This window comes from Oceanicaulis sp. (genome assembly GCF_965284345.1).
GTDB classification, from domain to species: domain Bacteria; phylum Pseudomonadota; class Alphaproteobacteria; order Caulobacterales; family Maricaulaceae; genus Oceanicaulis; species Oceanicaulis alexandrii_A.
In genome coordinates, this window is record NZ_OZ260073.1 from 2,240,513 (window position 1) to 2,265,628 (window position 25,116).

The window sequence follows — 25,116 nt, forward strand, 5'->3', positions numbered from 1 at the left end:
GACCAAGTCAACTTCGGTGCTGTGACAGTCATTGGCTATGGAGTAGAACAACTCGTGCGCCACGGAACAGTCTGCGCGGCCTTCCTCCCTCACGACACCCCCACCGGCCCCTCCGCTCCCGGCTTCAGCCAGTCTTGCAGTTCGGCGAGCCAGCCGGCTTTGCGGGCGATTTTGAGGCGGTGTCTTGGGTCGCACTCGGCGACCAGAATCTGCTCGTCGCTGCCGGCGCGGGCGAGGAGGGCGCCGTCGGGGCCGGCGATGACGGAATGGCCGGCATAGGCCTGGCCGTCCTCGACGCCGCAGCGATTGGCCATGGCGGCGTAGACGGAGTTCTGCATGGCCATGACGCCGATCTCATGGGCGAAGAGATCGAGATTTTCATGGGCGAGATTGCAGGCGGGGGTGGCGATGATTTCCGCGCCTTTCAGGGCGCAGGCGCGCCAGCTTTCGGGGAAGTGCCGATCATAGCAGATCACCACGCCGATCCGGCCCACGGCGGTGTCATAGACCTCAAACCCCTCGCCATGATCGTAATAGTCTTTCTCCCAGAAGCCGTCGAACTGGGCTACATGGACCATGTCGCTGACGCCCAGCACGGTCCCGTCGGCATCGATGACGGGGGAGGCGTCAAAGCGGCGGCCGTTCCGGGACATGTAGAGATTGGCCACGGTGACGAGCTTGTGGGCCTTGGCGAGCTCTGACAGGCGTTTGAGGGCCGGGTGCGCGCGATCCATCAGGTATTGGGCGGACGGGTCTTGCTTGGCGTTGGCGCGGCGCTTGGGGAAGAAGGGGCTGAGCTGCAGCTCGGGGAAGACCACCAGCCGCGCGCCCGCCTCGGCCGCGTCGCGCATCAGGCGTTCGGCGGTGTCGAGATTGGCGTCGATCTCCGCCGCCATGGCGTGTTGCAGGACCGCGATTTTGAACATTTTGACGTACCCCCCGGAGCGCTTGAGGCCAGCATGGCCTTAAAAAACGCACATGGGAAACCTATCTGACAAATCTGTCAGTGAAGGTTGGGCTGTAATTTCTTCACCAATAGCGTATACCGCAGTGCAACAGACACATTTTCATGACGAGGGCGACATGCAACTCACCATGATGAAGACCAAGCTTCACCGCGCGGCGGTGACGCAAGCGGACCTTCACTATGAAGGCTCCATCTCCATCGACCAGGACCTGCTGGAAGCGGCGGGCATTCTGGTCAATGAGCAGGTGGATGTCCTGAACATCAACAATGGCGAACGGTTCACCACCTACGCCATTTCGGCGCCGCGCGGCTCGAAAATGTTCGGCATCAATGGCGCCGCGGCCCGTCTGGCCCAGCCTGGCGACCGCATCATCGTCGTAGCCTATGCGGGCATGGCGGCGGAAGAAGCGCGCCAGTTCGTCCCCACCGTGGTGCTGCTGGATGAAAACAATGACGTGGTCAGCGTCGAAGAAGGCTCCGGCCGCAAGCTCGACGCCGCCTAGGCAGTCTGAGGGATAAAGTTGAAAAAAAGCCCCGCCGGGATCCGGCGGGGCTTTTTTATGCGTGCATCAACACGCATGGAGTCTGAAAGATTTATCAGGTCGCTTTTTCGAACCGCAAAACCGGTTTCCCCTTTTGCTGAAAAAGCTCTCCGGTTTAATCAAACAGCGCGTCGATGGAATCCTGGTCCATGGCCAGCAGGTCATCGACATTGTCCTGACCCACTTCCGGTCCGCCAATGGCCGGGCCGTTGAGGTGAAGGGCGGCTTTGCGCTCCTCCTCGGCCTTTTCGTTGGCGGTGGCCTCGGCGTCGTTCACGCCCATGGTCTGGGCGAAGCGCGCCACCCGCTCTTCAATATGCTTGAGCGAGCTGACAACCTTGGACACGCGTTGACCGGTGAGATCCTGGAACGAGCACGCCTCGATGATCTTGGTCATCGAATCGGTGACCTCCATCTTGTAGGCGTCCAGGTCTTCGGTCTCACTGCACATGAGCGTTTCAGCTTCGCTCATGATGGTTTCCGTCGCCCGTTCAGTGTCGGCGATCAGCGCTTCCAGTTCGGCGCCCGCACCCGGAAGCCGGGAATCGCGGATGTCGTTGGGGCGCAGATGGGCGATTTCATCGCGTGTCTTGGCGATATATTCCGCGATGGAATTGAATTCCTCGTGGATCGATTTGTCCAAGGAACCGAAAAACATCTGCATCGTGTCGGTGAGCTGTTGCGCCATGCGCAACACCTCAATCAGCTGTACGTCTTCGAGATCGGAAACTTTGACCGCTTCCAGAGACTGGCGTACCCGTGCGGCGACTTCTGCGGCAGGCATGTCGGTCTTCCTTTCACTCCAGCCCTAGCGGGACTTCAACAACACCGCCCCTAACGACTTGTTAGTCATGAGGGGCGGACGAAGCGCCCGCCCTAGAATTCGCCGATGACAGCGGTCATCTTGGCTTTTAGCGTTCCGGCATTGAACGGTTTCACGATATAATTGTTCACGCCGGCTTTTTTCGCTGCGATCACGTTCTCGGTTTTGGATTCCGCCGTGACCATGATGAAAGGGGTCGCCTTGACGGATTCGTCAGCGCGGACTTTCTGCAGCAGCTCATAGCCGGTCATCGGCTCCATATTCCAGTCGGAGATGACTAGGCCATATTTTTTCTTCTTCATCTTTTCAAATGCTTCGGTCCCGTCCGAAGCTTCGTCCACATTCTCGAACCCGATCTGCTTGAGCAGGTTCTTGATGATGCGAACCATGGTTTTGTAATCGTCCACCACCAGGATCGGCATCGTCATTTCGACAGCCATGACCCTTCCTCCATCCAATTAACGACCATAGCTGAACCCCTCAAAGCTCCTGATTGAGGGCTCAGTACAAAACTGACTGTAGACAAGCGCGGTCAAAATTCGGTTAAACACGCGCCGCAAGTGGAAAGGCAGTGACACAATGAGTGATTTTGAGGGCTACGGCATCAACGAGCTGGAGGTGGGGCAATCTGCTGAAATCACACGGCTCGTGGATGATAATACGGTGAAGCAATTCGCCGAGGTGTCCGGTGATTTCAACCCGCTGCATATGGATGAAGCGTATGCAGCCCGCTCTCCGTTTCGGGGCCGGATCGCCCATGGCGCGCTGGTGGCGAGCTTTATTTCCTGCGTTCTGGGCAATCATTTGCCGGGGCCGGGCGCTGTGTTCGCCGGCATGACGATGCGCTTTGAACGCCCCGTGCGGATCGGCGACACCGTGATCGCGCGCGCGACTGTCACCGAGGTGGACATCAAGGCGCGCCGGGTGAAACTCGCCTGCGTCTGCGAAGTGGAAGGCCAGACCTGTATGGAAGCTGATGCTGAAGTGATTGTCCGCAAACGCCGCAAGAGCCCGGCGTAAGCGCGTGTCGGTCTATCACGGCTATACCGACCTGCCTGAGGTGTCGCGCGGCTGCGTGGCGGCTTTGGGCAATTTTGACGGCGTGCATCGTGGCCATCGGGCTGTGATCGCTGCCGCCTGCGCTTTCGCCGAGACGCTGGACGCGCCCTGCGCCGGGGCGGTGTTCAGCCCGCACCCGCGTCAGGTGTTTGCGCCCGATGCGCCGCCCTTCCTGTTGATGACTGACCATCAGCGCGCTCGCGCTTTGAAGGCGGCCGGGGCGGAAGCGGTGTTTCAAATCCCGTTTTCAAAGGCCATGGCGGCGATGACGCCCGACGAATTCGTGCGCGACGTGCTGTGTGAAGGTCTGGGCCTGAAAGGCGTGGTGACCGGCGCGGATTTCTGTTTCGGCAAGGACCGGGCGGGCGATGCGGCGGCGCTCAAGGCGCTGGGTGCGCGCTATGGCGTTGCGGTGACCATCGCAGAAGCGGTCAATCTGGACGACGCGTCGGGCAAGATCTCCTCGACCAATGTGCGCAACGCCCTGCGCGACGGCGACGTGAAGGCCGCTGCAGCGCTGCTGGACCGCCCGTTCGCCATTGAAGGCGTGGTCAGCCAGGGCGATCAGCGCGGGCGGCTTTTGGGCTTTCCGACGGCCAATATCGGACTGGGCGAGTATCTGCGCCCGAAGTTTGGCGTCTACGCGGTGCGTGCGCACCTGCCCTCGGGCGACACTGTCGCCGGCGTCGCCAATCTGGGCTCGCGCCCGACCGTTGACGGGACCGAGGCGCGGCTTGAGGCGCATTTGTTTGATTTTGAGGCGGATCTTTACGGGCAGACCCTGGAAGTTGATCTGATCGACTTCATCCGGCCCGAGCAGAAATTTGACGGGCTCGACGCCCTGACCGCCCAGATCGCGGCTGACAGCGCTACGGCGCGGGACATGCTGAGGGTTTAGGGCTTTCCAGCGCCATTTCTTTCTACCTCTTTCCCGGCGAAGGCCGGGACCCAGAGATCATCAAGCGCCGCACATCCGCCTCTGGGCCCCGGCCTTCGCCGGGGAAGAGGACACTTTTAACCCTCTAGACCTGTCATCCCCCGCTTCATGCGGCCGATCCATGACAGTTGGATTGATCACAGGCCACGACATGGGCTCAAAGGATAAACCGGCGAACGACAGTCTGTGAGGGCGGGACTAAATCGCCCGCCTGAAAAACCGCACGATCGTGTCGCCCGCTTCCAGCGTGTCGAGCAGCGCCCAGCCCGGCGCGCTGACCTCGACGCCCTTGCGCTCTTCGAGCACGGCGAGGGCGCCCTCGGTCACCCAAGCGCCCTCAATGAGCTTGGCCAGGGCGATATCGCCCAGACCCTTGTCATAGGGCGGGTCGAGAAACACCAGATCAAAGGGCGTGCCGACTTTTTCCGGCTTGGGGCCAAGATCAATGGCGCTGCGGCGATGCAGCTTGGTGCAGCCGAACAATTGCAGCGCGTCCACATTGGTTCGGATGGCGCCGCGGGCGGCCGGATCGGTCTCGACAAACAGCGTGAAGCTCGCCCCGCGGCTGATCGCTTCAAAGCCCAAAGCGCCCGAGCCTGCGAACAGGTCGAGCACCCGCGCGCCGTCAAGCTCAACGCCCCAGGGCGCGTGGGTGAGCTTGTTGAATACGCTTTCCCGCACACGGTCGGTGGTCGGGCGGGTGGCGTCACCCTTGGGGGCGATGATGGCGCGGCCCTTATGGACGCCGGCGACGATCCGCATCACGCTTGCCTTCAGTTGATTTGCCGCCGGATTTTTTCGGGTCGGCGCGTTTGGATTTGGGTTTTTCATTGGCCTTGGGTTTGGCTTTCGCCCAGCCCTTGGCCGCTTTGGACTTGCCCGCGGGCATGATGGACTCCGCGTCCGGGCCCGATTTGTGTTTGCCGCTCGATGAAGCGCCGCGAGAGGCGGGCCTCACGGCGCGCGGCTTGGCTTTCGCCGTGCCGGTGCGGGTATCAGGCTGGGCGGTCTCGCCGGGTTTCAGCGGTAGGCCGCCATTATCGAGCGGATAGAGCTTGCCCAGCTGGTCGCGCAACACGCCCAGCTTGGCTTCCGACACATCGCCGCGTTTCAGCGAGCCGAGCTGGAAGGGGCCATAGGCCACCCGCATCAGCCGGTTCACGGTCAGCCCGACGCTTTGCAGCACTTTGCGGACTTCGCGGTTCTTGCCTTCCTTGATCCCGACAGTCAGCCAGACATTGGCGCCCGTCCGGCGATCCACGCTGACCTCGATCGGGCCATAGACGACGCCGTCGACCGTCGTGCCTTTTTCGAGCTCCGCCAGCGCCTTGTCGGTGGCGTGGCCATAGGCGCGCACGCGATAGCGGCGCGTCCAGCCGGTGCTGGGCAGCTCCAGCACCCGCGCCAGCTCGCCATCATTGGTCAAAAGCAGCAGGCCTTCGGAATTGAGATCAAGCCGTCCGACCGAGATCACCCGGCCCATATCGTCTGGCAGGGCCTGAAACACGGTTTCGCGCCCTTGCGGGTCGGAATGGGTGGTCAGAAGCCCCACTGGCTTGTGATAGCGCCAGACGCGCGTCGGCGGGCGCGCGCCAATGGATTCGCCGTCCAGCCGCACATCATCGCCAGCCCGCACCTTGAAGGCGGGCGTTTTCAGGGTTTCGCCATTGACGCTGACCCGGCCCGCTTCAATCAGTTTTTCCGCTTCGCGGCGCGAGGCGATGCCGGCATGGGCCAGCACTTTGGCGATGCGTTCGCCGCTGTCTTCAGGCGTGTCAGGGGTAGACGGGGTGTCTGTCAAAACTTGCCAGCGCTCCAGGCCAGAGGTAAGGCCCGCTCATGACGACGCAAAACTCGACGCCAGAACAGGATCGTGAAACGCGCTTTATGCGGCGAGCGCTGGGTATAGCGCAAGCCGCAGCCGCCGCGGGCGAAACGCCTGTGGGCGCCGTGATCGTCGATCCGGCGACGGATGAGATCGTCGCTGAAGCGGGCAACGCCCCGATTTCAGAGCAGGATCCGACGGCGCACGCAGAAATTCGCGCCCTGCGTCTGGCCGCCCAAAGGCTTGGCAATTATCGGCTTACGGGGCTTGAGCTCTATGTGACGCTGGAGCCGTGCGCCATGTGCGCGGGCGCGATCAGCCACGCCCGGATCGGCCGGCTGGTCTATGGCGCGTCCGATCCCAAGGGCGGGGCGGTGGATCATGGCCCGCAGTTTTTTGCGCAGCCCACCTGTCATTCCCGTCCGGATGTGACCGGCGGCGTTCTGGCCGATGACTCGAGCGCAATGCTGAAAGCCTTCTTCCGGGCGCGGCGGAAAAAGCGTCCGGTGGATTAGGCCCAGCCAAACCACATCATGATACCGCGGATCGCGCCGAGCGGGGCCAGCGCCAGATCAAAGATCAGCCAGAGCCATTTGAGCATCATGGCGTCGCGCACGACCGCGGTGATCCAGCCCGCCAGCGCCACAACGCCCAGGCATCCGCCGCCGAAACACCCGCCGCGTTCTCTGACTATGATCATCATCGCAAAGTGCTCCTGCCCCGAACGCTGTCAGTGTTTCATGTCGGCGTTCGGGATGACGGGATCAAGGCCTGGATTTGGGCGGCTGCGTTGACGCCCCGTCTGCGCCGCCCTGTTCGGCTTCCATTTCCATGTCATAGGCCTCGACCGTGGCGTAGACCTCGCCAATCTCGGTGAAGACGAAGGGCTCGCTCTCATCGCACACATGGCCGGGGGCAAACGTGTCCGCGAGGATGCGGGCGGCTTCATTGGCGTCTGTGATCTGGCTGGCGTCCACCACATAGAGCGGGCAGGCGACACGCTCGTAACTGTCCGGGTTGAGCGCTGTGATCACCAGATGGTCCTGGCGTTCGTCCAGACCTGAATCCGGACCGCCATTGGGATCCGCATCCATGGACGGTCCTTCGCTCACATAACGGTGGATGGTGGCGAAAGCGCCTTCTGAAGTGCGGCGCCATTCCATGGTCGAATGATAACCGCCGAACAAAAGTGTGCGGGGCGGCGTGTAGAACCCGGTGCGCTCGCTGCCGTTATAGGCATAGGCGATGGCGCTGCCGTGCTCTGAGGAGTGCAGGAAGATGCTCCAATTGTCATGGGTCAGGCAGGCGGTCTCCCAGACCGGCTCGCCGGGGAGTTGATAGCTGGCGCAGCTGTCGATCTGGAAATAGACGCTGCCGGGCTCTTCTTGGGCCAGAGCAGGCGCGGCGAAGGCGGATAAAGCGCCAAGCGCCAAAACTGTGCGAAGCATGGAAACGTCCCCTGTAAGTTGAGGCCCCATCATCACCGGTTGCCTCGCAAACTCAAGCGTTTGTCAGCCGTAAGTCCAGACGGGCCTGCACGCCCGGCCAGTCCTCGGGCAGGATGGAAAAGAACACCGTGTCGCGCCGGTCGCCGCGCCAGGTGCGGGTATGGCTGCGCAGCGTGCCTTCCCGGATCGCGCCCAGTTTCAGCATGGCGGCCTGGCTGCGCTCATTGAGGTGATGGGTTTTCAGCTCCACCCGCTGCGCGCCGCAACTGAAAGCGCGCTCCAGCAGCAAGGATTTGCACGCCGGATTGGTGACGCCGCCGCGCCAGGGCGCGCCATACCAGGTCCAGCCGATCTCAACGCGTTGATTGTCCGCATCGATCTGCAGGAAGGCCGTGTGGCCGGCATAGGCGCCGGTCGCCTTGGACCAGACGGCGTGGCTGATCTGGGTGCGGTTCGCCTGTCCTGTCAGCATCAGATCAAACCAGGGATCAAAATACGGCCCGTCCCCGCGCTTTGTGGTCAGCGCCCAGATCGTTTCCTCCTGCGCCAGCGGACGCAGGGCTTCGCGATGCTGATCGGTCAGGGGCTCCAGCCGCACATGCGCGTTCTCAAGGGTTTGCGGATCAAGCTGCATGGGCGCCGCTCAGATCAAGCGTCATGAAGACGTTGAAATCGGTTTCCTGATAGCACCCAAAAGGCGGGCATTGTGTGAAACCCAGCTTGGCGTAAAGCGTGACCGCCGCCTGAAAGCCCTGGGTGTTGCCGGTCTCCAGCCACAGCTTTTGTAAGCCTTTCTGGCGCGCCTGTTCGATCAAATGCTCCATCAGCGCGCGCGCCGCGCCCTGACCGCGGGCGGCTTCGGCCACATGCATGGATTTCACCTCGCCATCCGTGTCTGACAGGGTTTTTAGCGCCACCACGCCCAGAAGCGTTTCGTCCTTGCGGGCGCTCCAGAAGCTGATGTCTGGCGTTTTGAGCCCGGCCACATCCAGAAAATGACAGGTGTCGGGCGGGGATTCCTCCAGCGCGAACGCGGCGTGCGTTTGCAGGAGGGCGGTCACATCAGCGCGGGCGGGATCATCAGGCGCAATCAGAAGCGAGGACATGGCGGGGCCTTTCACCTTTGAAATTGCTGCACATGCTAGCACACCGATCTGCGGGCGCCATTGTGACGCAGGGTTTTAAGACTGGATTTTCGCGCCGGGATGACGATAATTAGATAAGCTCTTAAGAACTGTTCGGCGAACCGGGTCCGGATCGCCGCCAAGGGGAGGCCTATCGCCATGAATTTTGAATATTCCGACCTCTGCAAAGACTATCAGGCGCGGGTGCGCGCCTTCATGGACGAGCATGTCTATCCCAACGAGCCGGTCTACGCTGCGCAGATGGCGGCGTTCGGCACCGAGCGTTGGCAGGTCCCCGCCATCATCGAGGAGTTGAAGCAAAAGGCCAAGGCCGCCGGCCTGTGGAATCTCTTCCTGCCTGACAGCGAAGAGGGCGCGGGCCTGTCCAATTCCGATTATGCGCCGCTGGCGGAAGAAATGGGCCGGGTGCCCTGGGCCAGCGAGGTCTTCAACTGCGCCGCGCCCGACACCGGCAATATGGAAGTCTTCGTGCGCTACGGCACCAAAGAGCATCAGGAAAAATGGCTCAAGCCGCTGCTGGCGGGCGAGATCCGCTCGGCCTTCCTGATGACTGAGCCGGCCGTGGCCAGCGCCGACGCGACCAATATCGAATGCAAGATCGAGCGTGATGGCGACGAATACGTCATCAATGGCCGCAAATGGTGGAGCTCGGGCGCTGGCGACCCGCGCTGCAAGGTCTTCATCGTCATGGGCAAGACCAATCCCGATGCGGATGTGCACTCCCAGCAATCCATGGTCGTCGTGCCCGCAGACGCCAAGGGCGTGACCATTGAGCGCTTCCTGCCGGTGTTCGGCTATGACGACGCGCCGCACGGCCATATGGAAATCAAGCTCGAAAATGTCCGCGTGCCCGCCTCCGCCATCCTTCTGGGCGAGGGCCGCGGTTTCGAGATCGCGCAAGGCCGGCTTGGGCCGGGCCGCATCCACCATTGCATGCGCACCATCGGCGCTGCGGAGCGCGCGCTGGAGCTGATGGTCAAGCGCCTGATGAGCCGGGAAGCCTTCGGCAAGCCGATCATCAAGCATTCGGTCTGGGACAGCCGCATCGCTCAGGCTCGCATCGAGATCGAGACCTGCCGCCTGCTCACCCTCAAGGCGGCTTGGATGATGGACACCGTGGGCAACAAGGTCGCCCGCGGCGAGATCGCCATGATCAAGGTGGCCGCCCCGCGCATGGCGCTGAAAGTCATTGATGACGCCATCCAGGCCCATGGCGGCTGCGGCGTCAGCAATGACACGCCTTTGGCCTATTCCTACGCTGGCATCCGTACCCTGCGCCTGGCCGACGGCCCGGACGAGGTGCATGAGCGCACCATCGCCCGCCTGGAAGCCAAGAAATGGCTCAACGGCTAGCCTGCCTCTGAACTCACCCCCCTCAAAGCCCCGGCGCTCACGCCGGGGCTTTTTTCTTCGGCCAGAGCGCCCTGCGCGCCCGTGTCGCACACTGCATGGCTGGCTTTGGACCCTCATTTTACATACCATAAGTTATGTTATGTTTTTGGAGGGTGTCATGAACGCTTTGCTTCTGGTCGCTGCGGCCTTGTCGTTAGGAATATTCTTGCTCCACACATTCGTCGGCGGAGCGCGTATTGCGCGTCCTTTGCTGACAGCGCCCATGCCCAGCAAGCCCAAACACACCAGTTATTTTTGCTGGCATATTGTGACACTCGTTCTGGCGGCGCTGGGCATCATGTTCTTGTATGCCGGCTTGAGGCCGGGCGGTATGGATGTGGGCTGGGTCGCGGTCGGTCTGACCGCATCCATCGCTTTATACGGAATCGTCATGCCGCCCAGTCTTCGGCTTAAATATTCAGATCACCCGCAAGGCTGGCTCTTCGTGCCGGTTGCGCTGGTGGGGGCTTGGGGGTGTCTGAGTTGAAACAAGGCAAACGCTTGGGTCGAACCGACTGGCTGGATCTGGGATTACGCCAGCTCACGCAGCATGGCGCAGCCGGGCTGACGGTGGACGCTTTGTGCCAGGCGGCGCAGCGTACGCGCGGCTCGCTGTATCATCACTTCAAGGACCACAGCGCCTTTATCGACGCCATGATGCGTCACTGGCGGAAGCGATATACTGAAGACATCGCCGCGCATTCCGCCGCTCAGCCGCCGAGCGAGCAGCGTCAGGCCCTGACCGATCTTGCCGTGACGATTGATTCGGGACTGGAAACCGCCATCCGACGGTTCGCCCCGGCCCATCCGGGCGCGTCCGAGATTGTGGCGTCCGTGGACCGGATGCGTCTGGACTTCGTGATCGAGCTTTACCGGTCCTCGGGGCTTGATGACGCGCTGGCCAGACAGATCGGCATGATCGAGTACGCCGCCTATATCGGGGCGATGACTCTCTGGCCCGAAATGACGGCGGCAGAGCGCAAGGCGCTGGATCAACAGTTCAACGGTTTGCTGGAAAAGGCGGGGATGATCCGGTCCGAGATGCGCTGACGCTATTTATGACTGCTCATAAAGTGATCTGTCTTGCGTCGCCGCGCGTAAAATCGAACAAGCAGTCTTAGAGATGAGCATGATCGACTTTTCCGCGCCCTGGATTATCGCCGGTTTGGCCGCCCTGTTGGGAACGGCGATGGGCTTAGGCGCCCTGATCATGCCACGCTGGGGCCAATCGGTCGTGCGCCTGATGCCGGACCCGCGCTGGCAAGGGGGCTGGGCGGAGTTTCGCGCCAGCTATGGCGGCGCCTTGTGCCTGCTGCACGCTGCGGTGCTGCTGACGCTCATCATGAGCTTTCAGGCGGGCGCCGGCGCGGTGATGGGCGCAAGCTTCGCCGCCAGCCTGTACTGGCTGGGCATGGTGATCGGGCGCGCCTTGTCCATGCTCACCGACGCCGAGCACGAAACCCGCACCTCCTATAACGCCATGGCGCTGGGCTTCGAGCTGGTGATGGCGGGCGCGCTGGGCGCGCCCTTCCTCAGCCATCTGGGCGGGTAGACAGCCCTACGCGCCCTCAGCGATGCTCCAGGCGTACTCGGCCATGGGCTGGACGAGGGCGCCCATTTCCTTGGCTTTTTCATTGGACGCGTTGCCCTGCAGCGAGCGGGCGTAGACGCCCTGCACGATGCTGGTCAGGCGGAAGATGTTGTAGGCGAAATAGAAATCGAGCTTGGGGATGCCGTCCCGTCCCGTGCGCTCGCAATAGGCTTTGACGTATTCGTCTTCGGTGGGGATGCCCATCGCCTTAAGGTCCGCGCCGAGGAAGCCGTTGCGCATGTCTTTCGGCGTGCGCCATTGCATCAGCTGATAGGTGAAGTCCGCCAGCGGATCGCCCAGCGTCGACAATTCCCAGTCCAAAACCGCGATGACCTTGGGCTCGGTGGGATGGAAGATCATATTGTCGAGGCGATAATCGCCATGCACCACGCTGGTGCGCTCTTGCGCGGGGGCGTGCTCGGGCAGCCATTCGATCAGCTTGTCCATCGCGGCGATGGTCTGGGTCTCCGCCGCCTTGTACTGCTTGGACCAGCGGCCGATGGAGCGCTCGAAATAATTGCCCGGCTTGCCGTAATCGCCCAGCCCCGCGGCCTCATGGTCAATCGAATGCAGATGGGCGAGGGTGGCGTTGGACGCATCATAGATCGCGGCGCGATCCTCGGGCTTGAGGTCGGGCAGATACGGGTCCCAGAAAATGCGGCCCTCGACGAAATCCATGATGTAGAACGCCGTGCCGATGACGCTGTCATCCTCGCACAGGCCGAACATGTGCGGCGCGGGGAAGCCCTGCTCGCCCAACGCCTTCATCACCCGGTATTCGCGGTCCACCGCGTGGGCGGACGGCAGCAGCTTGCCCGGCGGCTTGCGGCGCAGCACATAGCGCGCCTTGGGCGTTTCAAGCTTGTAGGTGGGATTGGATTGCCCGCCCTTGAACTGCTCGATGGTCAGCGGTCCCTCAAACCCCTCGACGTGTTCCGCCATCCAGCGCTCCAGCGCGGACTGATCAAATTTCAGCGCGTCTGCGACCGGCTTGGTGCCGGTATAGGTGTCGTCAAGTTGGGACATGGGTCGGGGTCACTCTTGTTGTCTAAGTTGAAATCCCGGACGGTCTGAAAGACCGAGCCGGGACCTCTGTGCTGATTGGCGCCAAAGGCGAAGAGAGGTCCCGGACAGAGGCTCGCGCCGTCCGGGATTTCACGATTACTCTTCGTTCTTGTGCACCACGCCGCGGGCCATGACGAAGTCGATGTCCATCAGCTCTTCGATGTCAGACAGCGGATCGCCATTGGTGGCCACGATGTCGGCGGAGAAGCCCGGCGCGATGCGGCCGATCTCGTCTTCCAGCCGCACATGACGCGCGCCGATGGTGGTGGCGGTGGCGAGCGCTTCCATCTCGGTCATGCCGGCTTGCGTGTAGAGCAGGAACTCGCGCGCATTGTCGCCATGGGCGGAGACGCCGGAATCGGTGCCGAAGGCGATGGTGACGCCGCCCTCATGGGCGCGGCGGACCATTTCGATCATTTGCGGGCCGACCACGCGGGCTTTCGCCGCCTGAAACGGCGTCATCCAGCCGGCGTCGGCCTGGTTCGCCACCCATTCGCCTGCCATCACGGTGGGCACCAGAACCGCGTCATTGTCGCGGAACAGGCGGATGGACTCACGATCGAGATAGGTGCCGTGCTCAACAGAATCCCCGCCCGCGCGAAGGAAGGCGTTGATGCCGGTCACGCCATGGGCGTGCGCCGTCACGCGGCGGCCCATCATGTGCGCCGCGCCGACAATGGCTTCGAGTTCTTCCTGGAAGAATTGTTGCTCGACCCCGGCGCCGGTGGAGGACAGAACCCCGCCCGTGGCGGTGATCTTGATGACGTCCGCGCCCTCTTGCACCAGCTGGCGCACCGCGCGGGCGCAATCATCCGCACCGTTGCACGCATAGGGGCTGCCGCTTTCACGCAGGACCTGGACGCTCCAGCCATTGGCGTCGCCATGTCCGCCCGTGGGCGTGACGGCGCCGCCGGCGATGCGCAGGCGCGGGCCGATAATATCGCCGGTTTCCACGCCGTCGCGCAGGGCACGCACGGCTTCAATGTCCCCGCCCACATCCTGAACCGTGGTGAAGCCCGCCATCAGGGTGCGGCCCGCATACATCACGCCGTCAATGGTGCGATCCGCCGTGCCTTCGGTGAAGGCGGAGATGCGGCGACCGGCGCCTTGCTGATTGGTGATGTGCACATGGGCGTCGATGAAGCCGGGCATCACCCAAGCGTTCGACAGATCCACGATCTCCGCGCCGTCCGGCGTGACGAAACCGTTTTCAATCGCTTCGATCTCATCGCCGCGCACCAGGATCGAGACGCCTTCGCGCACACGCTCTTCGCCGGGGGCTGCGATCAGATGGCCGGCATGGATGACGGTGAGCGGCGCTTCGCCATGATGGTCGGCGAAAGCGGGTGCGGCGGCGAGCGTCAGCGCGCCAAGCGCAGCAATCGTGCGGTTCATATCTGTCTCCCCTTTGGTGCTCTTTAGAGCTTAACCGCAAAAGTGTCCGGCTCCGGGGCGAGTGTCAAACCTCAAACGGCATGAAACAGGGTCTGCTGAATGCAAAACGCCCGGCGCAGGGCCGGGCGTTCGCAGTTCTATTAGAAGAGCAGCGGCGGGGCTTACAGGCCCGGCAGCTTGCGGCGCACGGTGCGGCGGCGCTCGATCTCGACTTCTCCGCCGCCGGTCACGGTTTCGATTGCGGCGGTGACGGCGTCAGGATCAATCGGCTCGCCGCCTTGCTGGGCCAGGCGTTCATTGTCGCGCCAGAACAGGACACGGTCTGCAAAGCTCTGATCCTTGCGGATAAGCGAAGCGGTTTCACCATCAATGATGGCGCGCACATTGGGATTGGCGTCCGCGGCGCCTGCGCGGGATGCGAACAGGATCTCGGCGTCGCTGGCGTTGGTGCCGGACAGGTCACCGAACAGGGCGCGGCGCGCCTGCTGGTCCTGGAACATGTCTTCGGCACGTAGCTCGCCGGGACGCGGCGGCGTCAGATTGTATTCGGGCGGCACCGACAGCGGCGCAATCGTCACGACGCGGAACTCGTCCGGGGTGGTCTTGTCTACGCCAAGGGCCTGGCGGACGCCGGAATTACAGCCGGTCAACGCGAACAGGGCGGTGGCGGAAAGGATCAGGGCGGTGCGCATACGCATGGGTCGAAAGCTCGCTTTCATGGGCGGTTCTCACCGCTTGTATCAGACTGGCGCACGCTCTGGCCAGAGGCCCGGCGCCGCTGGAAGACCAGTTTAACGGTCCCCGTTCACGATCAGGTCCAAAATCATCACGGCGACGCCCACGCAGATGCCGGCGTCGGCGACATTGAACACATAAGGGAAGTAGAGCCCCGAGAAGTCGAAAAAGTCGACCACCGCGCCATAGATCAGCCGGTCGATGACATTGCCGATGGCGCCGCCGATGATCAGGGCGAAGGCCAAAGCCTGCAGCCGGCGCGTGGTCTGAAACATCCAGAGGATCAGCATGCCCGCGATCGCCAGGGACACGCCCGCCAGCAGATAGCGCTGCAAATCGGAATCCGCCTGGAACATGCCGAAGCTGACGCCATGATTCCACACCATGGTGAGATTGAACCACGGATCGAGCACCTGAACCTGTTGCGGCGTGCGCCCGTCGAGATCGAGCCCGTAAAGGATCCAGTATTTGCTGGCCTGGTCTGCGATCAGCACGAGACTGGCGACGATAAAGCCGAAAATCGTGAACGACCCGGCGCTGCGCCGACGCGAAAACATTCGCTGCATGATCAAGTCCCTGCATTCCCTCTGCTGAAACGCTTAGCAGGGCGCGCGCCACACGGTCCAGTGAAAGCGCCGCAATCTGACTGCGACAGAGTGTGGGGCGAAACAGTGCTTCACCCTCCATCGTCATCCCGGACTTGATCTGGGATCAACCGGACACACTCTGTTCTGATCGCAGAAATGAAGTGGGTAGATCCCGGATCAAGTCCGGGATGACGGGCTGGGAGGAGGCGTTTCTTCTCTTCTCCGGCCCCCAATCAAGTTGAGGGTAAACACCGGCGGGGCCCAGAGCCGCGGGTGCAGCGCTTGATGACCTCTGGGTCCCGGCCTTCGCCGGGAAAGAGGTAGGAGAGTGGCTACCGTCTCCCAAACAACCGTTCGATATCGGCGAGTTTGAGCTCCACATAGGTGGGGCGGCCGTGATTGCACTGGCCCGAATGGGGCGTGGCTTCCATTTCGCGGAGAAGCGCGTTCATTTCATCGCCGGTCAGGCGACGGCCTGCGCGCACCGAGCCGTGGCAGGCCATGGTGCCGACCACTTCTTCGAGCTTTTCCTTCAGCGACAGCGCTTCGTCATATTCGGCGATCTCGTCGGCCAGGTCTCGGATCAGCCCCTGCACGTTGAGGCGTTTGAGAAGGGCCGGCGTTTCGCGCACCGCCAGCGCGCCCGCGCCGAAGGGTTCGATGATCAGGCCCAGCTCGGCGAGCTGATCGGCGCGGTCGAGCACGCGGCGCGCCTCGGCTTCATCGAGCTCGACGATTTCAGGCACCAGCAAGGCTTGCCGCGCCACGCCGGTGGCGGCGAGCTGTTTCTTCATCCGCTCATAAACGAGGCGCTCATGAGCGGCGTGCTGATCGACGATGACGAGGCCATCCTCGGTTTGCGCGATCACATAGGTGGCGTGCACCTGCGCCCGCGCCACGCCCAGCGGGTAATCGGGATGCCGGGTTTCAGGCTCGGCAGCGCCGTCTACAGGTTCGCCGCCATAGGAGGGCTCGGTGCGCGCGGACATGCCCGGCGCGAGATCTGAGCGCTCATACTGGGACGTCTCGGTTTGAGACTCACCATAACCATAACCCGAAGTCTCGTGATGCTCGGACAGCTGGGTTTCCCAGGCGGGAGAGGGCCGGTTCGCCCAGCCGCTGGAGATCGAACTGCCGCGCGTCAGTGGCAAGGCGTGGCTCGGCGCGCCTTCAGGTCGCGCGCGGCCAAGCGCATAGCCTGCGACCGTGGTGGAGGCGCGATGCCCCGCGCCCGCCAAAGCATGACGTAAAGCGCCGACGATCAAACCGCGCACCAGCCCTGAATCGCGAAAACGCACTTCGGCCTTGGCCGGGTGCACATTCACATCCACATGGCCGGTGGGCAGGTCCACATAGAGCGCCACCACCGGATGCCGGTCGCGGGCGAGAAAATCCTGATACGCGCCGCGCACCGCGCCGACGATCAGCTTGTCTTTCACCGGGCGGCCATTGACGAACAGGAATTGGTGCTGGTTCGAACCGCGATTATAGGTGGGCAGGCTGGCGAGCCCGGTCAGATGCACGCCCTCGCGCTCCTGATCGATCACCAGAGCGTTCTCGCCAAAATCCGCGCCCAGGATTGACGACAAACGCCCGCGCCGGGCCTCGTCGCGATCCTCGGTGGTTTCCGCCGGAGCGGAGACGCGAGAGCGGCCCTCGACGGACAGGAAGAAGCCCACATCGGGCCGGGCGAGGGCGAGCCGCTTGATCACGTCTGCAACGGCGGTGCTTTCCGCGCGTTCCGATTTGAGAAATTTGAGACGCGCAGGCGTGGCGTAAAACAGATCGCACACTTCCACCCGTGTGCCACGGCGGCCCAGCGACGGCGCCGGGCGCGGGCCGGATTTGGTTCCGCCTTCAACGCACAGCTCCCAGGCGCCGCCCAGCTCTTCATCCTGGGTCGTGATCGTCAGCCGCGCCACCGAGCCGATGGAGGGCAGGGCCTCGCCGCGAAACCCCATGGAATGGATGTTTAAAAGATCGTCCTGGCCGTCTTCGCCCACGGGCAGTTTGGAGGTGGCGTGCCGCTCGATGGCGGTTTCCAGCCCGTCGGCGTCCATGCCCGAGCCGTCATCCTCGATGACGATGCGGGTCAGCCCGCCGCCCTCAATGCGCACGTCGATCCGGCGCGCGCCGGCGTCCAGCGCGTTCTCCACCAGCTCCTTGACGGCGCTGGCGGGGCGCTCGATCACTTCGCCGGCGGCGATGCGGTTGACGGTTTCTGGCGACAGGCGGCGGATGATGCTCATGGGACCAACCTCGCGACGCGGTGTGAGTCGGTCAAGAAAGCCGTGCTGTTTGCCATCTTCCGTTCGCGCAAAGAGACGTGATAGGAAAGCGATATGACCGATACTGATCTGACCGCTTATGATCGTGATTTCACCGGCGAAGCCATGCTTGAGTATGGCGACGCGGATTTCATGATCCTGAAACCCGGCGCCTATGTGAAATGCGCGGTGACGGGTGAGAAAATCGCCATCAACAATCTGCGCTACTGGTCAGCCGAGCTGCAGGAGGCCTATCTTGACGCCAACGCCGCTACGACGCGCTGGCGCGAGGTCTATCAAGGCCCTGGCAGCACCAAACAGCAAAAACCGGGATAATCACCATGGTTCTGATCGCCGCGCTCGCCCTTGTTCAATCCGTCGCCTCAGCGCCGGAGGGCGCGGCTGATCCCATGGCGGCGCTGATCGCGGAAAGCGCGCCGAGCGCGGTCTCGCCGATCAATTGCGCCGGAACCCATCGCCAGGGCGCGATGATCGTCTGCCGCACGGCGCCGGGCGCGGATGTGAGCCTGGGCGACATCACCGTCTCCGCTGATGATGCGGGCTGGGTGGTTCTGGGCCATGACCGGGACGCTGCGCCCCAGACCCTGCTGAGCGTCAGCGGGGCGGGGCTATCCTATGAAGAGACCGTCAGCGTCGCGCAGCGCGAGTATGATATTCAGCGCATTGAGGGCGTGCCCCAGCAATATGTCACCCCGCCCGAAGAGGTGCTCGACCGCATCCGCGCGGAGGGCCGCGAAAAGCGCGGCGCTTATACCTCGCGATGGGCGGGCGACGGCTTCGCCACCGCGTTTGAAATGCCGGTCGAGGGGCGCCTGACGGGCGTGTATGGCAGCCAGCGCTATTATAATGGCGAGCCGCGTCGTCCTCACTATGGCATCGACATCGCCGCGCCGGGCGGCACGCCGGTGATCGCGCCTGCGGCGGGCGTGGTGACGCTGGCTGATCCCGACATGTATTACGAAGGCGGTCTGATCTTTATCGATCACGGCCAGGGCCTGACCAGCGCCTTCCTGCATCTGGGCGCTGTGAACGTTGAAGTCGGCCAGCAGGTCGCGCAAGGCGAGGTGATCGGCGAGGTCGGCTCGGGCGGCCGCTCCACCGGCGCGCACCTCGACTGGCGCATCAAATGGCACAATCGCTATATCGACCCCGCCGCCGCGCTTGAGGTCGATCCCAGCGGGCTGCGTTAGGCGCCTGAAGTAACGGACGCGCAGCGATCCGGGATCTGGTGGAATCGCTCTGTTCTGATCGCAAAGACGCCTGCAGCAGATCCCGGATCAAGTCCGGGATGACGGGAAAGTGTGAAACGGTTGGGAGCGTCCCTCTCCCATCTTTGAGGGGAGAGGACAGGTGAGGGGTGAGCGGCGGGTCAGGTTCCAGGTGCTGAACACATTGAAGCGCACACCCTCACCCAACCTCTCCCCCTTGTCCAAGGGGGAGAGGGGAGGCCCCTAAGCCCCCTCCGCCTTCGCCATCTTGTAGAGCGGCTTTTCGAACCGGCGATGCACCCAGAACCATTGGCTGGGGGCTTCGCGGATGCGGTCTTCGATGAAGCGGTTGATGGTGGTGACGGTCTCTAGGATCGCCGCTGCGTCCTGGCCTGCAGGCTTGGGCAGGGGCTCATAGATCGTCACCTTGAAGCGGGCGCCGTCCTTGCGCACCACATTCATCGGCACCAGCGGACAGTCATAACGCAGCGCCATGCGCGCCGGGCCGGCGGCGGTCATGGCGTCACGCCCGAAAAACGGCGCGGCGATGCCGTCATTCATCTTCTGATCGTTCATCAGACCCACCGAGGCGCCCGCTTTCAGCGCCTGCATCAATTCCTTGGCGCCATGCCCGCCCTTGGGGGCCAGGATGTTGATGCCATAGGCCTTGCGCTGATCGATGATGCGCTTGTCGATCAGCGGATTATTGGCGTGGCGATAGGTGATGCGGCAGTCTTTCATGTGCTGCACGATCACTGCGGCGAGCATTTCCCAATTGGCGAAATGCCCGCCCACCAGCACGGCGGGACGCCCCTGACGGTCGAGCTCGGCGAGGATGTCCGCGCCCACCACTTCGACCTGATCGCTGTTCGGGCCGAGATCAAAGCGGTGCATGTTGGGAAATTCGCCGACCAGGCGGCCGAAATTGTCCCACATGGCGTCCAGCAGGCTATCGAGCTCGCGCTCTGACGCTTCGGGAAACGCGATCTGCATGTTCACGCGCGCCACATGATGGACCGACACTTTAGGCCCCAAAGTGCGCAGCAGCTTGGCGCCATAGTCCGAGGCGCGCTCCAGACCCATAGAGCGGAACAGGCCCTGATAGGCGTCCCAGCCCAGGGCTTCGGCGCGAAAGCCGATGGATTTCATCAAATCTGACATGGCTCTGGCTTAGCGGGAGTTGGCGAAGGAATCCATGGCCTGATCAATCAGCGCGTCCAGCCGCGCCTCGTCCTTGAACACGGCGCGCACCGGCCAGGCGATGACGGAGCCCTTGACGCCGCCGGGCAGGCGCACATGGTCTTTTTCCGTGGTGATCAGAGTGGCGTTATGGCTTTCAGCCAGATCGGCCAATTCCTCGATCTCGCCCCTCGTGAAGGCGTGGTGATCGGGAAAGCTCGCGGTGTCGGCCAGGGTTCCGCCGGCCGCTTCCAGCGCGTCATAGAATTTCTGCGGGCGTCCGATGCCCGCAAACGCCAGAAGCGGACCGGAGGGCGGCGCGGCTTCGGGCGCCAGCCAGGCGGTCAGCACCGGTATTTCAAGGTCTGAGAGCTGAAGCTTTTCAAGGTCGGGCGTGTATTCGGCGCTGGGACACATCACGATCACCGCATCCGCCCGCGCCAGGCCGGCCTTGACCGGTTCGCGCAAGGGCCCGGCGGGGAAGATCGTCCCCGGCCCCCAACCGGTCACCGCATCCACCACCACGATGGAGAGCGTTTTCTCTAAGCTGGGGTTCTGATGGCCATCATCCATCAAGATGAGGTTGGCCCCCTCCTGAGCGGCCATCAGGGCGCCCTCAGGCCTCTGGCGGGCCACATAGACCCGCGCCAGGCGCGAGAGCAGCAGCGGTTCATCGCCCACATCAGAGACGGAATGCAGCTTGGCGTCGACTTTCACAGGTCCTGCCAACTTGCCGCCCCAGCCGCGGCTCAGCCCCGCCGCTTTCAGCCCTTTTTGGTGCGCCGCGCGCATAAGGGCGGCGGTCACCGGCGTCTTGCCGACCCCGCCCACGGTCAGATTGCCCACGCAGATCACCGGCGCCGGGGCGGGCGCGGGCGTGGTGGTGCGGAGACGGCGCGCCCCGGCCCAGGCGTAAAGCGCCCCCAGCGGCGACAGCAGAGCGCGGGTCAATGCGGCGGAGCTGCGCGGGGCGGTGTCATCCCAGAAGGGCGGGGGTCTCATCGTGGGAGTCCTTGGTCCAACAGGCGGTTCAGGGCTGACAAGGTGAGGGGCAGCGCGCCGCCGGGCAAGGCGTCCAGCGCGGCGCGGGCGTTTTCGATCATCCTGCCGCCATCGCTCCAGCCCTGACGAACATGCGCAGTGATCTCGTCCGCTGTGTGCGCGACCCTTCGGGCGTCATGGGCGTCATAGACGGCGTAGACATCGGCGAAGCTGTCCACGTAAGGACCGGTCACGACCGAAGCGCCCGCGCGGCTGGCCTCGATCGGGTTATGGCCGCCAATCCCGTCAACAAAGCTGCCCGCGATCACCGCGATCGGGCACAGCGCATACCACAGCGCCATCTCGCCCAGCGTGTCCGCCAGCCAGACCTGAGCGCTCTGAGGCGTTTCGTCCTTGGAGCGCTGGGCGAAGCTGAGCTGCGCTTCTGTCAGGATCGCCGCCACATCGCTCGCGCGTTCCGGGTGACGCGGAACTAGGATCATCAGCGCATCAGGCTGCTCCTCGATCAGCGCTTTATGCGCGCTGGCGATTAGCGCTTCCTCGCCCGCATGGGTGCTGGCGGCCACATAGACCGGGCGGTCGCCGATCCAGGCTTTGACCTGCGCGAGCGTGTCAGGGTCGGGCGCAGGCAAGCCGCATTCGAGCTTGAGATTGCCCGCATTGATGATCGGCTGGCCGGTGAGGTCGGACAGACCGTCCGCGGTGCGTTGGTCCGCCGCCCCGATCCAGTCAAACGCGCCCAGAAGCGTCCGCGCGCTTTGGGGCCAGCGCGCCCAGCCATCGAGAGATTTGCGGTTCATCCGTGCGTTCATGAGCCCCAGCGGCACGCCGCGCGCTTTCGCGGCGAGGATGAGGTTCGGCCACAGCTCGCTTTCGGTGAACACCGCCAGATCGGGCATCCAATGATCGAGAAAGGCGCTCACCCAGTCTGGCGCGTCCACGGGCGGAAACTGATGGATCAGCCGATCGAGGCCGCGATGGGCGATGAGGTTTGCAGACGTGCGCGTGCCGGAGGTGATCAGCACATGAGCGTCTGCATGTTGATCAAGCAGGGCGTCAGCGACCGTCAGCGCCATCTGGCTTTCGCCGACGCTTGCGGCGTGCAGCCAGATCAACCGGCCCTCGGGGCGGGGCTCTCCGGCTTGCCCCAGTCGCTCGGTCAGCCGGTCTGGGTCTTCCTTTCCGGCGCCCGCCCGCCGGTTCAGAAGCCAGCGCGCCACAGGTTTCAGGGCGGTGCTGGCGGCGCGATAGAGCGACAGGCCGGGGGCGCTCATGCGGACTCCGTTTGGGCGTCCGGGCGCGGCGCGGCGGTGATCGCTTCGCCCCGGCAGGCGAGATCGGCTTCCATATTGGCGCTGATCATGCGCGCCTCCAGCGTGGCGCGGGCGTTTTCAAGCGCATCTTTATCGGCGCGCTTGTCGATGTGAACCGGCTCTGTCCAGACGATGACGCCCTTTCCAAAGGGCAGCGGCAGTACGAAGCGATCCCAGCTTTTGAAGATGATGGCGCGCGACGTGGAGCAGCCCATACCGATTAATGGCGCGCCTGTGGAGCGGGCCAGTTTGGCGACGCCCATACCGGCGCGCATGCGCGGCCCGCGCGGCCCGTCCGGGGTCAGCGCCATGGCGCCGCCGCCCTCGACCCAGCGGATCATTTCGCGAAACGCGCTCAGCCCGCCCTTTTCCTGTTCGGTTTTCTTCTTGTTGCGCGACGATCCGCGTACAACACCCACCTTGTGATGTTCGGCGACCTTGGTGACCACATCGCCCTCGCGAGAGCGCGAGATCAGGATGGCGGGCGGTTGCACCTGCTTGGGCCAGGCGGCGATCGTCATCAGGATGCGGCCATGCCAGAAGCCCAGGATCACGCCGTCTCCACCTGCCCAGATGGGGTCAATATGTTCGCGCCCGCGCACCTCCCAGCGTGTGGTGGCTTTGACAAGGCTCATATAGCCCGCCAGCAACGCAGCGATCAGCGCCTGAACCGGAGGCGAGGAGAGGATGGACTTCAACATGGTATGGCTGGATCGCCGCCCCGGACCGATCCGTCAAGCGTTCCGTACGCGTCAATCGCACGCAACAGGCCATTGCATAGGGCGTTCAAGCGCCTTACTTCACCCCGCCATGACGTATGATTTGAACGATCCGGCAGATTACAAGCGCGCGATGAAGGGCCTGATGTGGGGCGATCATGGCGTGCTGCGCCAAAGCTTTCACAACATGCACCGCGTAGGCGGCGAGATGTGGCGCGGCAATCAGCCCAGCCCCAAGCGCCTGAAAGCGCTCAAGGATATGGGATTCAAGACGATCCTCAACCTGCGCGGCACCCAGCCGGGGCGGCATTATTATGATCTTGAGCATCATACCTGCGACGCGCTCGGCCTTGAGATCGTCGACCTGCCCTGGGGCTCGCGCGAGGCGCCCTATGTGGAGCGGATCGAGCATCTGATCAAAGTCTTTGATGAGATCGCCTATCCCGCCTTCATGCATTGCAAGTCCGGCGCGGACCGGGCGGGCATCGTGGCGGTGATGTACAAGCTGCTGCACGAGAAGGCGCCGTTTGAAGAGGCGGTCGAGCAATTGTCGTTCAAATACGGCCATATCAAGCAGGGCAAGACTGGGATGCTGGATCATTTCTTTGATCTCTATCGTCAGAGAAACGCCGCCTCGCCGATCGATTTTCTGGACTGGGTGCGTACCGAATATGACCGCCAGGCGTGCCATGACGGCTTCATGGCCAGCTGGTGGGGGTCGGCCCTGACCGAGAAAATCCTACGCCGCGAATAGCTTGAGGTTGATGGCGCACCGCTTGCATCTTCAGGATGCAGGAGGGAGCGCCTCATGCCGATCACCAGTCATGTCCGGGCTCTGCAAAGCCGGTTTCCGCGATTTGTCGACGCCAAGGCCCGCGCCCAGCGTTTCATGCGCCGCACGCTGCGCCGCCCGTTCGAACGCGAGTTCTCGCTCTTGTCGCGCTGGCGGCCTGATCCCGGCGAGGTCTTTATTGATGTGGGCGCCCATCGCGGCCAGAGCGTGGACGCCATAAGGCTGTACCAGCCTGACGCCCTGATCCATGCGTTTGAGCCCAATGTGCCGCTGGCCTGCGCAATGGCGCACCTGTTTGACGATGATCCGGCGCTCGCGGTCTATGCCTGCGGGCTGAGCGACAAGGACGAGGCGCGGCGGCTTTACGTGCCGGTCTATCGCAGCTTTGTCTATGACGGGCTCGCCTCGTTTGATCCTGACCAGGCGGGCGGCTGGCTGAGCGAACACCGGGTGAGCGGATTTGATCCTGATCAGCTGGAAATGATGGCGGGTGAGGCGCGCACCTTCACGCTGGACATGCTGGGTCTCAATCCGGGCTTTCTCAAGATCGACGCGCCGGGCTGGTTTGACGCGGTGGTGCGCGGCGCCAAAGACACGCTCCAGCGCTGTCGTCCGCTCATCTTGATGCAATCCAACGAGCTCGCCGATCAGGTGCTGACTGAAGAGCTGGGCTATACCCGCGCCGCCTATGACGGCGGCCGCCTCCGTCCCGGCGAAGAAGGCTTTGAGAACACCGTCTATGTGCCCGGTGAGCGGGTGGGGGATTTGAGACGCTGCGGGTTGTGGCCGGGGTAAATCTCTCCATCTCTCTTTCCCCGCGAAGGCGGGGACCCAGAGATCATCAAGCGCCATGCAACCGGCTCTGGGCCCCGGCTGAAGTTTACCCTCAACTTGATTGGGGGCCGGGGAAGAGGAAAACTCATAGTCTGTCATCCCGGCCTTGAGCCGGGATCTACCCGTTTCGTCTTTGTGATCAGAACAGAGTGTGTTCGGTAGATCCCGGATCGCTGCGCGTCCGGGATGACAGTCTGAGAGCGTGTGAGCTGGATCTGACTCATGGGCCTCCGGATCAAGTCCGAAGGCCGAGAGGTATAAGCTCATTC

At 63.2% G+C, this 25,116-nt stretch carries 30 protein-coding genes; 12 read left to right on the forward strand and 18 right to left on the reverse strand.

Features of this window, described 5'->3' with window-relative positions; genetic code table 11:
- Nucleotides 1-89: 89 nt before the first annotated feature.
- Nucleotides 90-926: a carbon-nitrogen hydrolase family protein gene (locus tag ACQ66J_RS10765; protein WP_430431633.1), complete on the reverse strand. Its 837-nt coding sequence runs from the start codon at nucleotides 924-926 to the stop codon at nucleotides 90-92.
- A 157-nt stretch (nucleotides 927-1,083) separates the two neighbouring features.
- Between ACQ66J_RS10765 and panD the strand changes: the two genes are divergently transcribed.
- The gene (gene panD / locus ACQ66J_RS10770) at nucleotides 1,084-1,470 is read left to right on the forward strand and encodes an aspartate 1-decarboxylase (protein ID WP_022701587.1); all 387 of its coding nucleotides are present in this window, start codon (nucleotides 1,084-1,086) and stop codon (nucleotides 1,468-1,470) included.
- Nucleotides 1,471-1,624: 154 nt separating this feature from the next.
- On the opposite strand, the gene ACQ66J_RS10775 is transcribed toward panD, so the two are convergent.
- A complete protein-coding gene (locus tag ACQ66J_RS10775) occupies nucleotides 1,625-2,293 on the reverse strand; it encodes a protein phosphatase CheZ (RefSeq protein ID WP_375549768.1) in 669 nt (222 codons plus the stop codon).
- 92 nt (nucleotides 2,294-2,385) lie between these two features.
- Entirely contained in the window at nucleotides 2,386-2,772 is a 387-nt protein-coding gene (locus ACQ66J_RS10780; RefSeq protein ID WP_022701589.1) for a response regulator, read from the reverse strand.
- 139 nt (nucleotides 2,773-2,911) lie between these two features.
- Here ACQ66J_RS10780 and ACQ66J_RS10785 point away from each other — a divergent pair, with 139 nt between their 5' ends.
- Nucleotides 2,912-3,352 (forward strand): MaoC family dehydratase, encoded by a 441-nt coding sequence (locus ACQ66J_RS10785; protein WP_375549767.1) that lies wholly within the window; start codon nucleotides 2,912-2,914, stop codon nucleotides 3,350-3,352.
- Nucleotides 3,353-3,356: 4 nt separating this feature from the next.
- Nucleotides 3,357-4,289, forward strand: coding sequence for a bifunctional riboflavin kinase/FAD synthetase (locus tag ACQ66J_RS10790; protein WP_430431634.1), 933 nt, complete (start codon nucleotides 3,357-3,359; stop codon nucleotides 4,287-4,289).
- Between the two features lie 237 nt (nucleotides 4,290-4,526).
- Here ACQ66J_RS10790 and rsmD read toward each other — a convergent pair whose 3' ends face one another.
- Complete coding sequence (rsmD, locus tag ACQ66J_RS10795; RefSeq protein WP_430432250.1) at nucleotides 4,527-5,090, reverse strand: 16S rRNA (guanine(966)-N(2))-methyltransferase RsmD; 564 nt, start codon at nucleotides 5,088-5,090, stop codon at nucleotides 4,527-4,529.
- On the reverse strand, nucleotides 5,065-6,129 hold the full coding sequence (locus tag ACQ66J_RS10800; RefSeq protein ID WP_430431635.1) for a pseudouridine synthase: 1,065 nt from the start codon (nucleotides 6,127-6,129) through the stop codon (nucleotides 5,065-5,067). Before ACQ66J_RS10800 ends, rsmD begins: the two co-directional genes overlap by 26 nt.
- Before the next feature lie 38 nt (nucleotides 6,130-6,167).
- Between ACQ66J_RS10800 and tadA the strand changes: the two genes are divergently transcribed.
- On the forward strand, nucleotides 6,168-6,668 hold the full coding sequence (gene tadA / locus ACQ66J_RS10805; protein ID WP_430431636.1) for a tRNA adenosine(34) deaminase TadA: 501 nt from the start codon (nucleotides 6,168-6,170) through the stop codon (nucleotides 6,666-6,668).
- Here tadA and ACQ66J_RS10810 read toward each other — a convergent pair.
- The 4 genes from ACQ66J_RS10810 to ACQ66J_RS10825 all read right to left on the reverse strand — a co-directional run bounded on the left by ACQ66J_RS10810 (nucleotide 6,665) and on the right by ACQ66J_RS10825 (nucleotide 8,707).
- The gene (locus ACQ66J_RS10810) at nucleotides 6,665-6,856 is read right to left on the reverse strand and encodes a hypothetical protein (protein ID WP_430431637.1); all 192 of its coding nucleotides are present in this window, start codon (nucleotides 6,854-6,856) and stop codon (nucleotides 6,665-6,667) included. The genes tadA and ACQ66J_RS10810 overlap by 4 nt on opposite strands.
- Before the next feature lie 61 nt (nucleotides 6,857-6,917).
- A complete protein-coding gene (locus tag ACQ66J_RS10815) occupies nucleotides 6,918-7,601 on the reverse strand; it encodes a hypothetical protein (RefSeq protein WP_430431638.1) in 684 nt (227 codons plus the stop codon).
- Nucleotides 7,602-7,653: 52 nt separating this feature from the next.
- Nucleotides 7,654-8,235 (reverse strand): GNAT family N-acetyltransferase, encoded by a 582-nt coding sequence (locus ACQ66J_RS10820; protein WP_430431639.1) that lies wholly within the window; start codon nucleotides 8,233-8,235, stop codon nucleotides 7,654-7,656.
- On the reverse strand, nucleotides 8,225-8,707 hold the full coding sequence (locus tag ACQ66J_RS10825; protein WP_430431640.1) for a GNAT family N-acetyltransferase: 483 nt from the start codon (nucleotides 8,705-8,707) through the stop codon (nucleotides 8,225-8,227). The genes ACQ66J_RS10820 and ACQ66J_RS10825 overlap by 11 nt, the downstream gene beginning before the upstream one ends.
- 177 nt (nucleotides 8,708-8,884) lie before the next feature.
- On the opposite strand from ACQ66J_RS10825, the gene ACQ66J_RS10830 reads away from it, so the two are divergent.
- From ACQ66J_RS10830 to ACQ66J_RS10845, 4 genes are all read left to right on the forward strand, one after another.
- Entirely contained in the window at nucleotides 8,885-10,099 is a 1,215-nt protein-coding gene (locus tag ACQ66J_RS10830; protein ID WP_022701599.1) for an acyl-CoA dehydrogenase family protein, read from the forward strand.
- A gap of 157 nt (nucleotides 10,100-10,256) precedes the next feature.
- Nucleotides 10,257-10,625, forward strand: a complete 369-nt coding sequence (locus tag ACQ66J_RS10835) for a hypothetical protein (protein WP_430431641.1) — start codon at nucleotides 10,257-10,259, stop codon at nucleotides 10,623-10,625.
- The gene (locus tag ACQ66J_RS10840) at nucleotides 10,613-11,188 is read left to right on the forward strand and encodes a TetR/AcrR family transcriptional regulator (RefSeq protein WP_430431642.1); all 576 of its coding nucleotides are present in this window, start codon (nucleotides 10,613-10,615) and stop codon (nucleotides 11,186-11,188) included. The genes ACQ66J_RS10835 and ACQ66J_RS10840 overlap by 13 nt, the downstream gene beginning before the upstream one ends.
- Before the next feature lie 79 nt (nucleotides 11,189-11,267).
- The gene (locus tag ACQ66J_RS10845) at nucleotides 11,268-11,690 is read left to right on the forward strand and encodes a hypothetical protein (protein WP_430431643.1); all 423 of its coding nucleotides are present in this window, start codon (nucleotides 11,268-11,270) and stop codon (nucleotides 11,688-11,690) included.
- A gap of 6 nt (nucleotides 11,691-11,696) precedes the next feature.
- On the opposite strand, the gene ACQ66J_RS10850 is transcribed toward ACQ66J_RS10845, so the two are convergent.
- From ACQ66J_RS10850 to mutL, 5 genes are all read right to left on the reverse strand, one after another.
- Entirely contained in the window at nucleotides 11,697-12,755 is a 1,059-nt protein-coding gene (locus ACQ66J_RS10850) for a phosphotransferase (protein ID WP_430431644.1), read from the reverse strand.
- Nucleotides 12,756-12,890: 135 nt separating this feature from the next.
- Complete coding sequence (locus ACQ66J_RS10855; RefSeq protein WP_430431645.1) at nucleotides 12,891-14,189, reverse strand: amidohydrolase family protein; 1,299 nt, start codon at nucleotides 14,187-14,189, stop codon at nucleotides 12,891-12,893.
- A gap of 161 nt (nucleotides 14,190-14,350) precedes the next feature.
- Nucleotides 14,351-14,908: a DUF3035 domain-containing protein gene (locus ACQ66J_RS10860; RefSeq protein ID WP_375549754.1), complete on the reverse strand. Its 558-nt coding sequence runs from the start codon at nucleotides 14,906-14,908 to the stop codon at nucleotides 14,351-14,353.
- 72 nt (nucleotides 14,909-14,980) lie between these two features.
- Nucleotides 14,981-15,490, reverse strand: coding sequence for a signal peptidase II (gene lspA / locus ACQ66J_RS10865; RefSeq protein ID WP_375549753.1), 510 nt, complete (start codon nucleotides 15,488-15,490; stop codon nucleotides 14,981-14,983).
- 353 nt (nucleotides 15,491-15,843) lie between these two features.
- Nucleotides 15,844-17,760 carry a DNA mismatch repair endonuclease MutL gene (gene mutL, locus ACQ66J_RS10870; protein ID WP_430431646.1) on the reverse strand — a complete coding sequence of 639 codons (1,917 nt, stop codon included), beginning with the start codon at nucleotides 17,758-17,760 and terminating at the stop codon, nucleotides 15,844-15,846.
- Between the two features lie 93 nt (nucleotides 17,761-17,853).
- Between mutL and ACQ66J_RS10875 the strand changes: the two genes are divergently transcribed.
- Both ACQ66J_RS10875 and ACQ66J_RS10880 read left to right on the forward strand, forming a co-directional pair.
- A complete protein-coding gene (locus ACQ66J_RS10875) occupies nucleotides 17,854-18,114 on the forward strand; it encodes a DUF2093 domain-containing protein (RefSeq protein ID WP_430431647.1) in 261 nt (86 codons plus the stop codon).
- Nucleotides 18,115-18,119: 5 nt separating this feature from the next.
- Entirely contained in the window at nucleotides 18,120-18,989 is an 870-nt protein-coding gene (locus tag ACQ66J_RS10880; RefSeq protein ID WP_430431648.1) for a M23 family metallopeptidase, read from the forward strand.
- Between the two features lie 261 nt (nucleotides 18,990-19,250).
- Here ACQ66J_RS10880 and ACQ66J_RS10885 read toward each other — a convergent pair whose 3' ends face one another.
- From ACQ66J_RS10885 to ACQ66J_RS10900, 4 genes are read right to left on the reverse strand one after another with little or no spacing between them, the layout of a single operon-like run.
- Nucleotides 19,251-20,168, reverse strand: coding sequence for a lysophospholipid acyltransferase family protein (locus ACQ66J_RS10885; RefSeq protein ID WP_430431649.1), 918 nt, complete (start codon nucleotides 20,166-20,168; stop codon nucleotides 19,251-19,253).
- Between the two features lie 9 nt (nucleotides 20,169-20,177).
- Nucleotides 20,178-21,188 (reverse strand): tetraacyldisaccharide 4'-kinase, encoded by a 1,011-nt coding sequence (gene lpxK / locus ACQ66J_RS10890; RefSeq protein WP_430431650.1) that lies wholly within the window; start codon nucleotides 21,186-21,188, stop codon nucleotides 20,178-20,180.
- Nucleotides 21,185-22,462 (reverse strand): 3-deoxy-D-manno-octulosonic acid transferase, encoded by a 1,278-nt coding sequence (locus ACQ66J_RS10895; RefSeq protein ID WP_430431651.1) that lies wholly within the window; start codon nucleotides 22,460-22,462, stop codon nucleotides 21,185-21,187. The genes lpxK and ACQ66J_RS10895 overlap by 4 nt, the downstream gene beginning before the upstream one ends.
- On the reverse strand, nucleotides 22,459-23,202 hold the full coding sequence (locus ACQ66J_RS10900) for a lysophospholipid acyltransferase family protein (protein ID WP_430431652.1): 744 nt from the start codon (nucleotides 23,200-23,202) through the stop codon (nucleotides 22,459-22,461). Before ACQ66J_RS10900 ends, ACQ66J_RS10895 begins: the two co-directional genes overlap by 4 nt.
- A gap of 121 nt (nucleotides 23,203-23,323) precedes the next feature.
- Between ACQ66J_RS10900 and ACQ66J_RS10905 the strand changes: the two genes are divergently transcribed.
- Nucleotides 23,324-23,974, forward strand: coding sequence for a fused DSP-PTPase phosphatase/NAD kinase-like protein (locus ACQ66J_RS10905; protein ID WP_430431653.1), 651 nt, complete (start codon nucleotides 23,324-23,326; stop codon nucleotides 23,972-23,974).
- Nucleotides 23,975-24,028: 54 nt separating this feature from the next.
- Nucleotides 24,029-24,808: an FkbM family methyltransferase gene (locus tag ACQ66J_RS10910; protein WP_430431654.1), complete on the forward strand. Its 780-nt coding sequence runs from the start codon at nucleotides 24,029-24,031 to the stop codon at nucleotides 24,806-24,808.
- The last annotated feature ends 308 nt before the right edge of the window (nucleotides 24,809-25,116 follow it).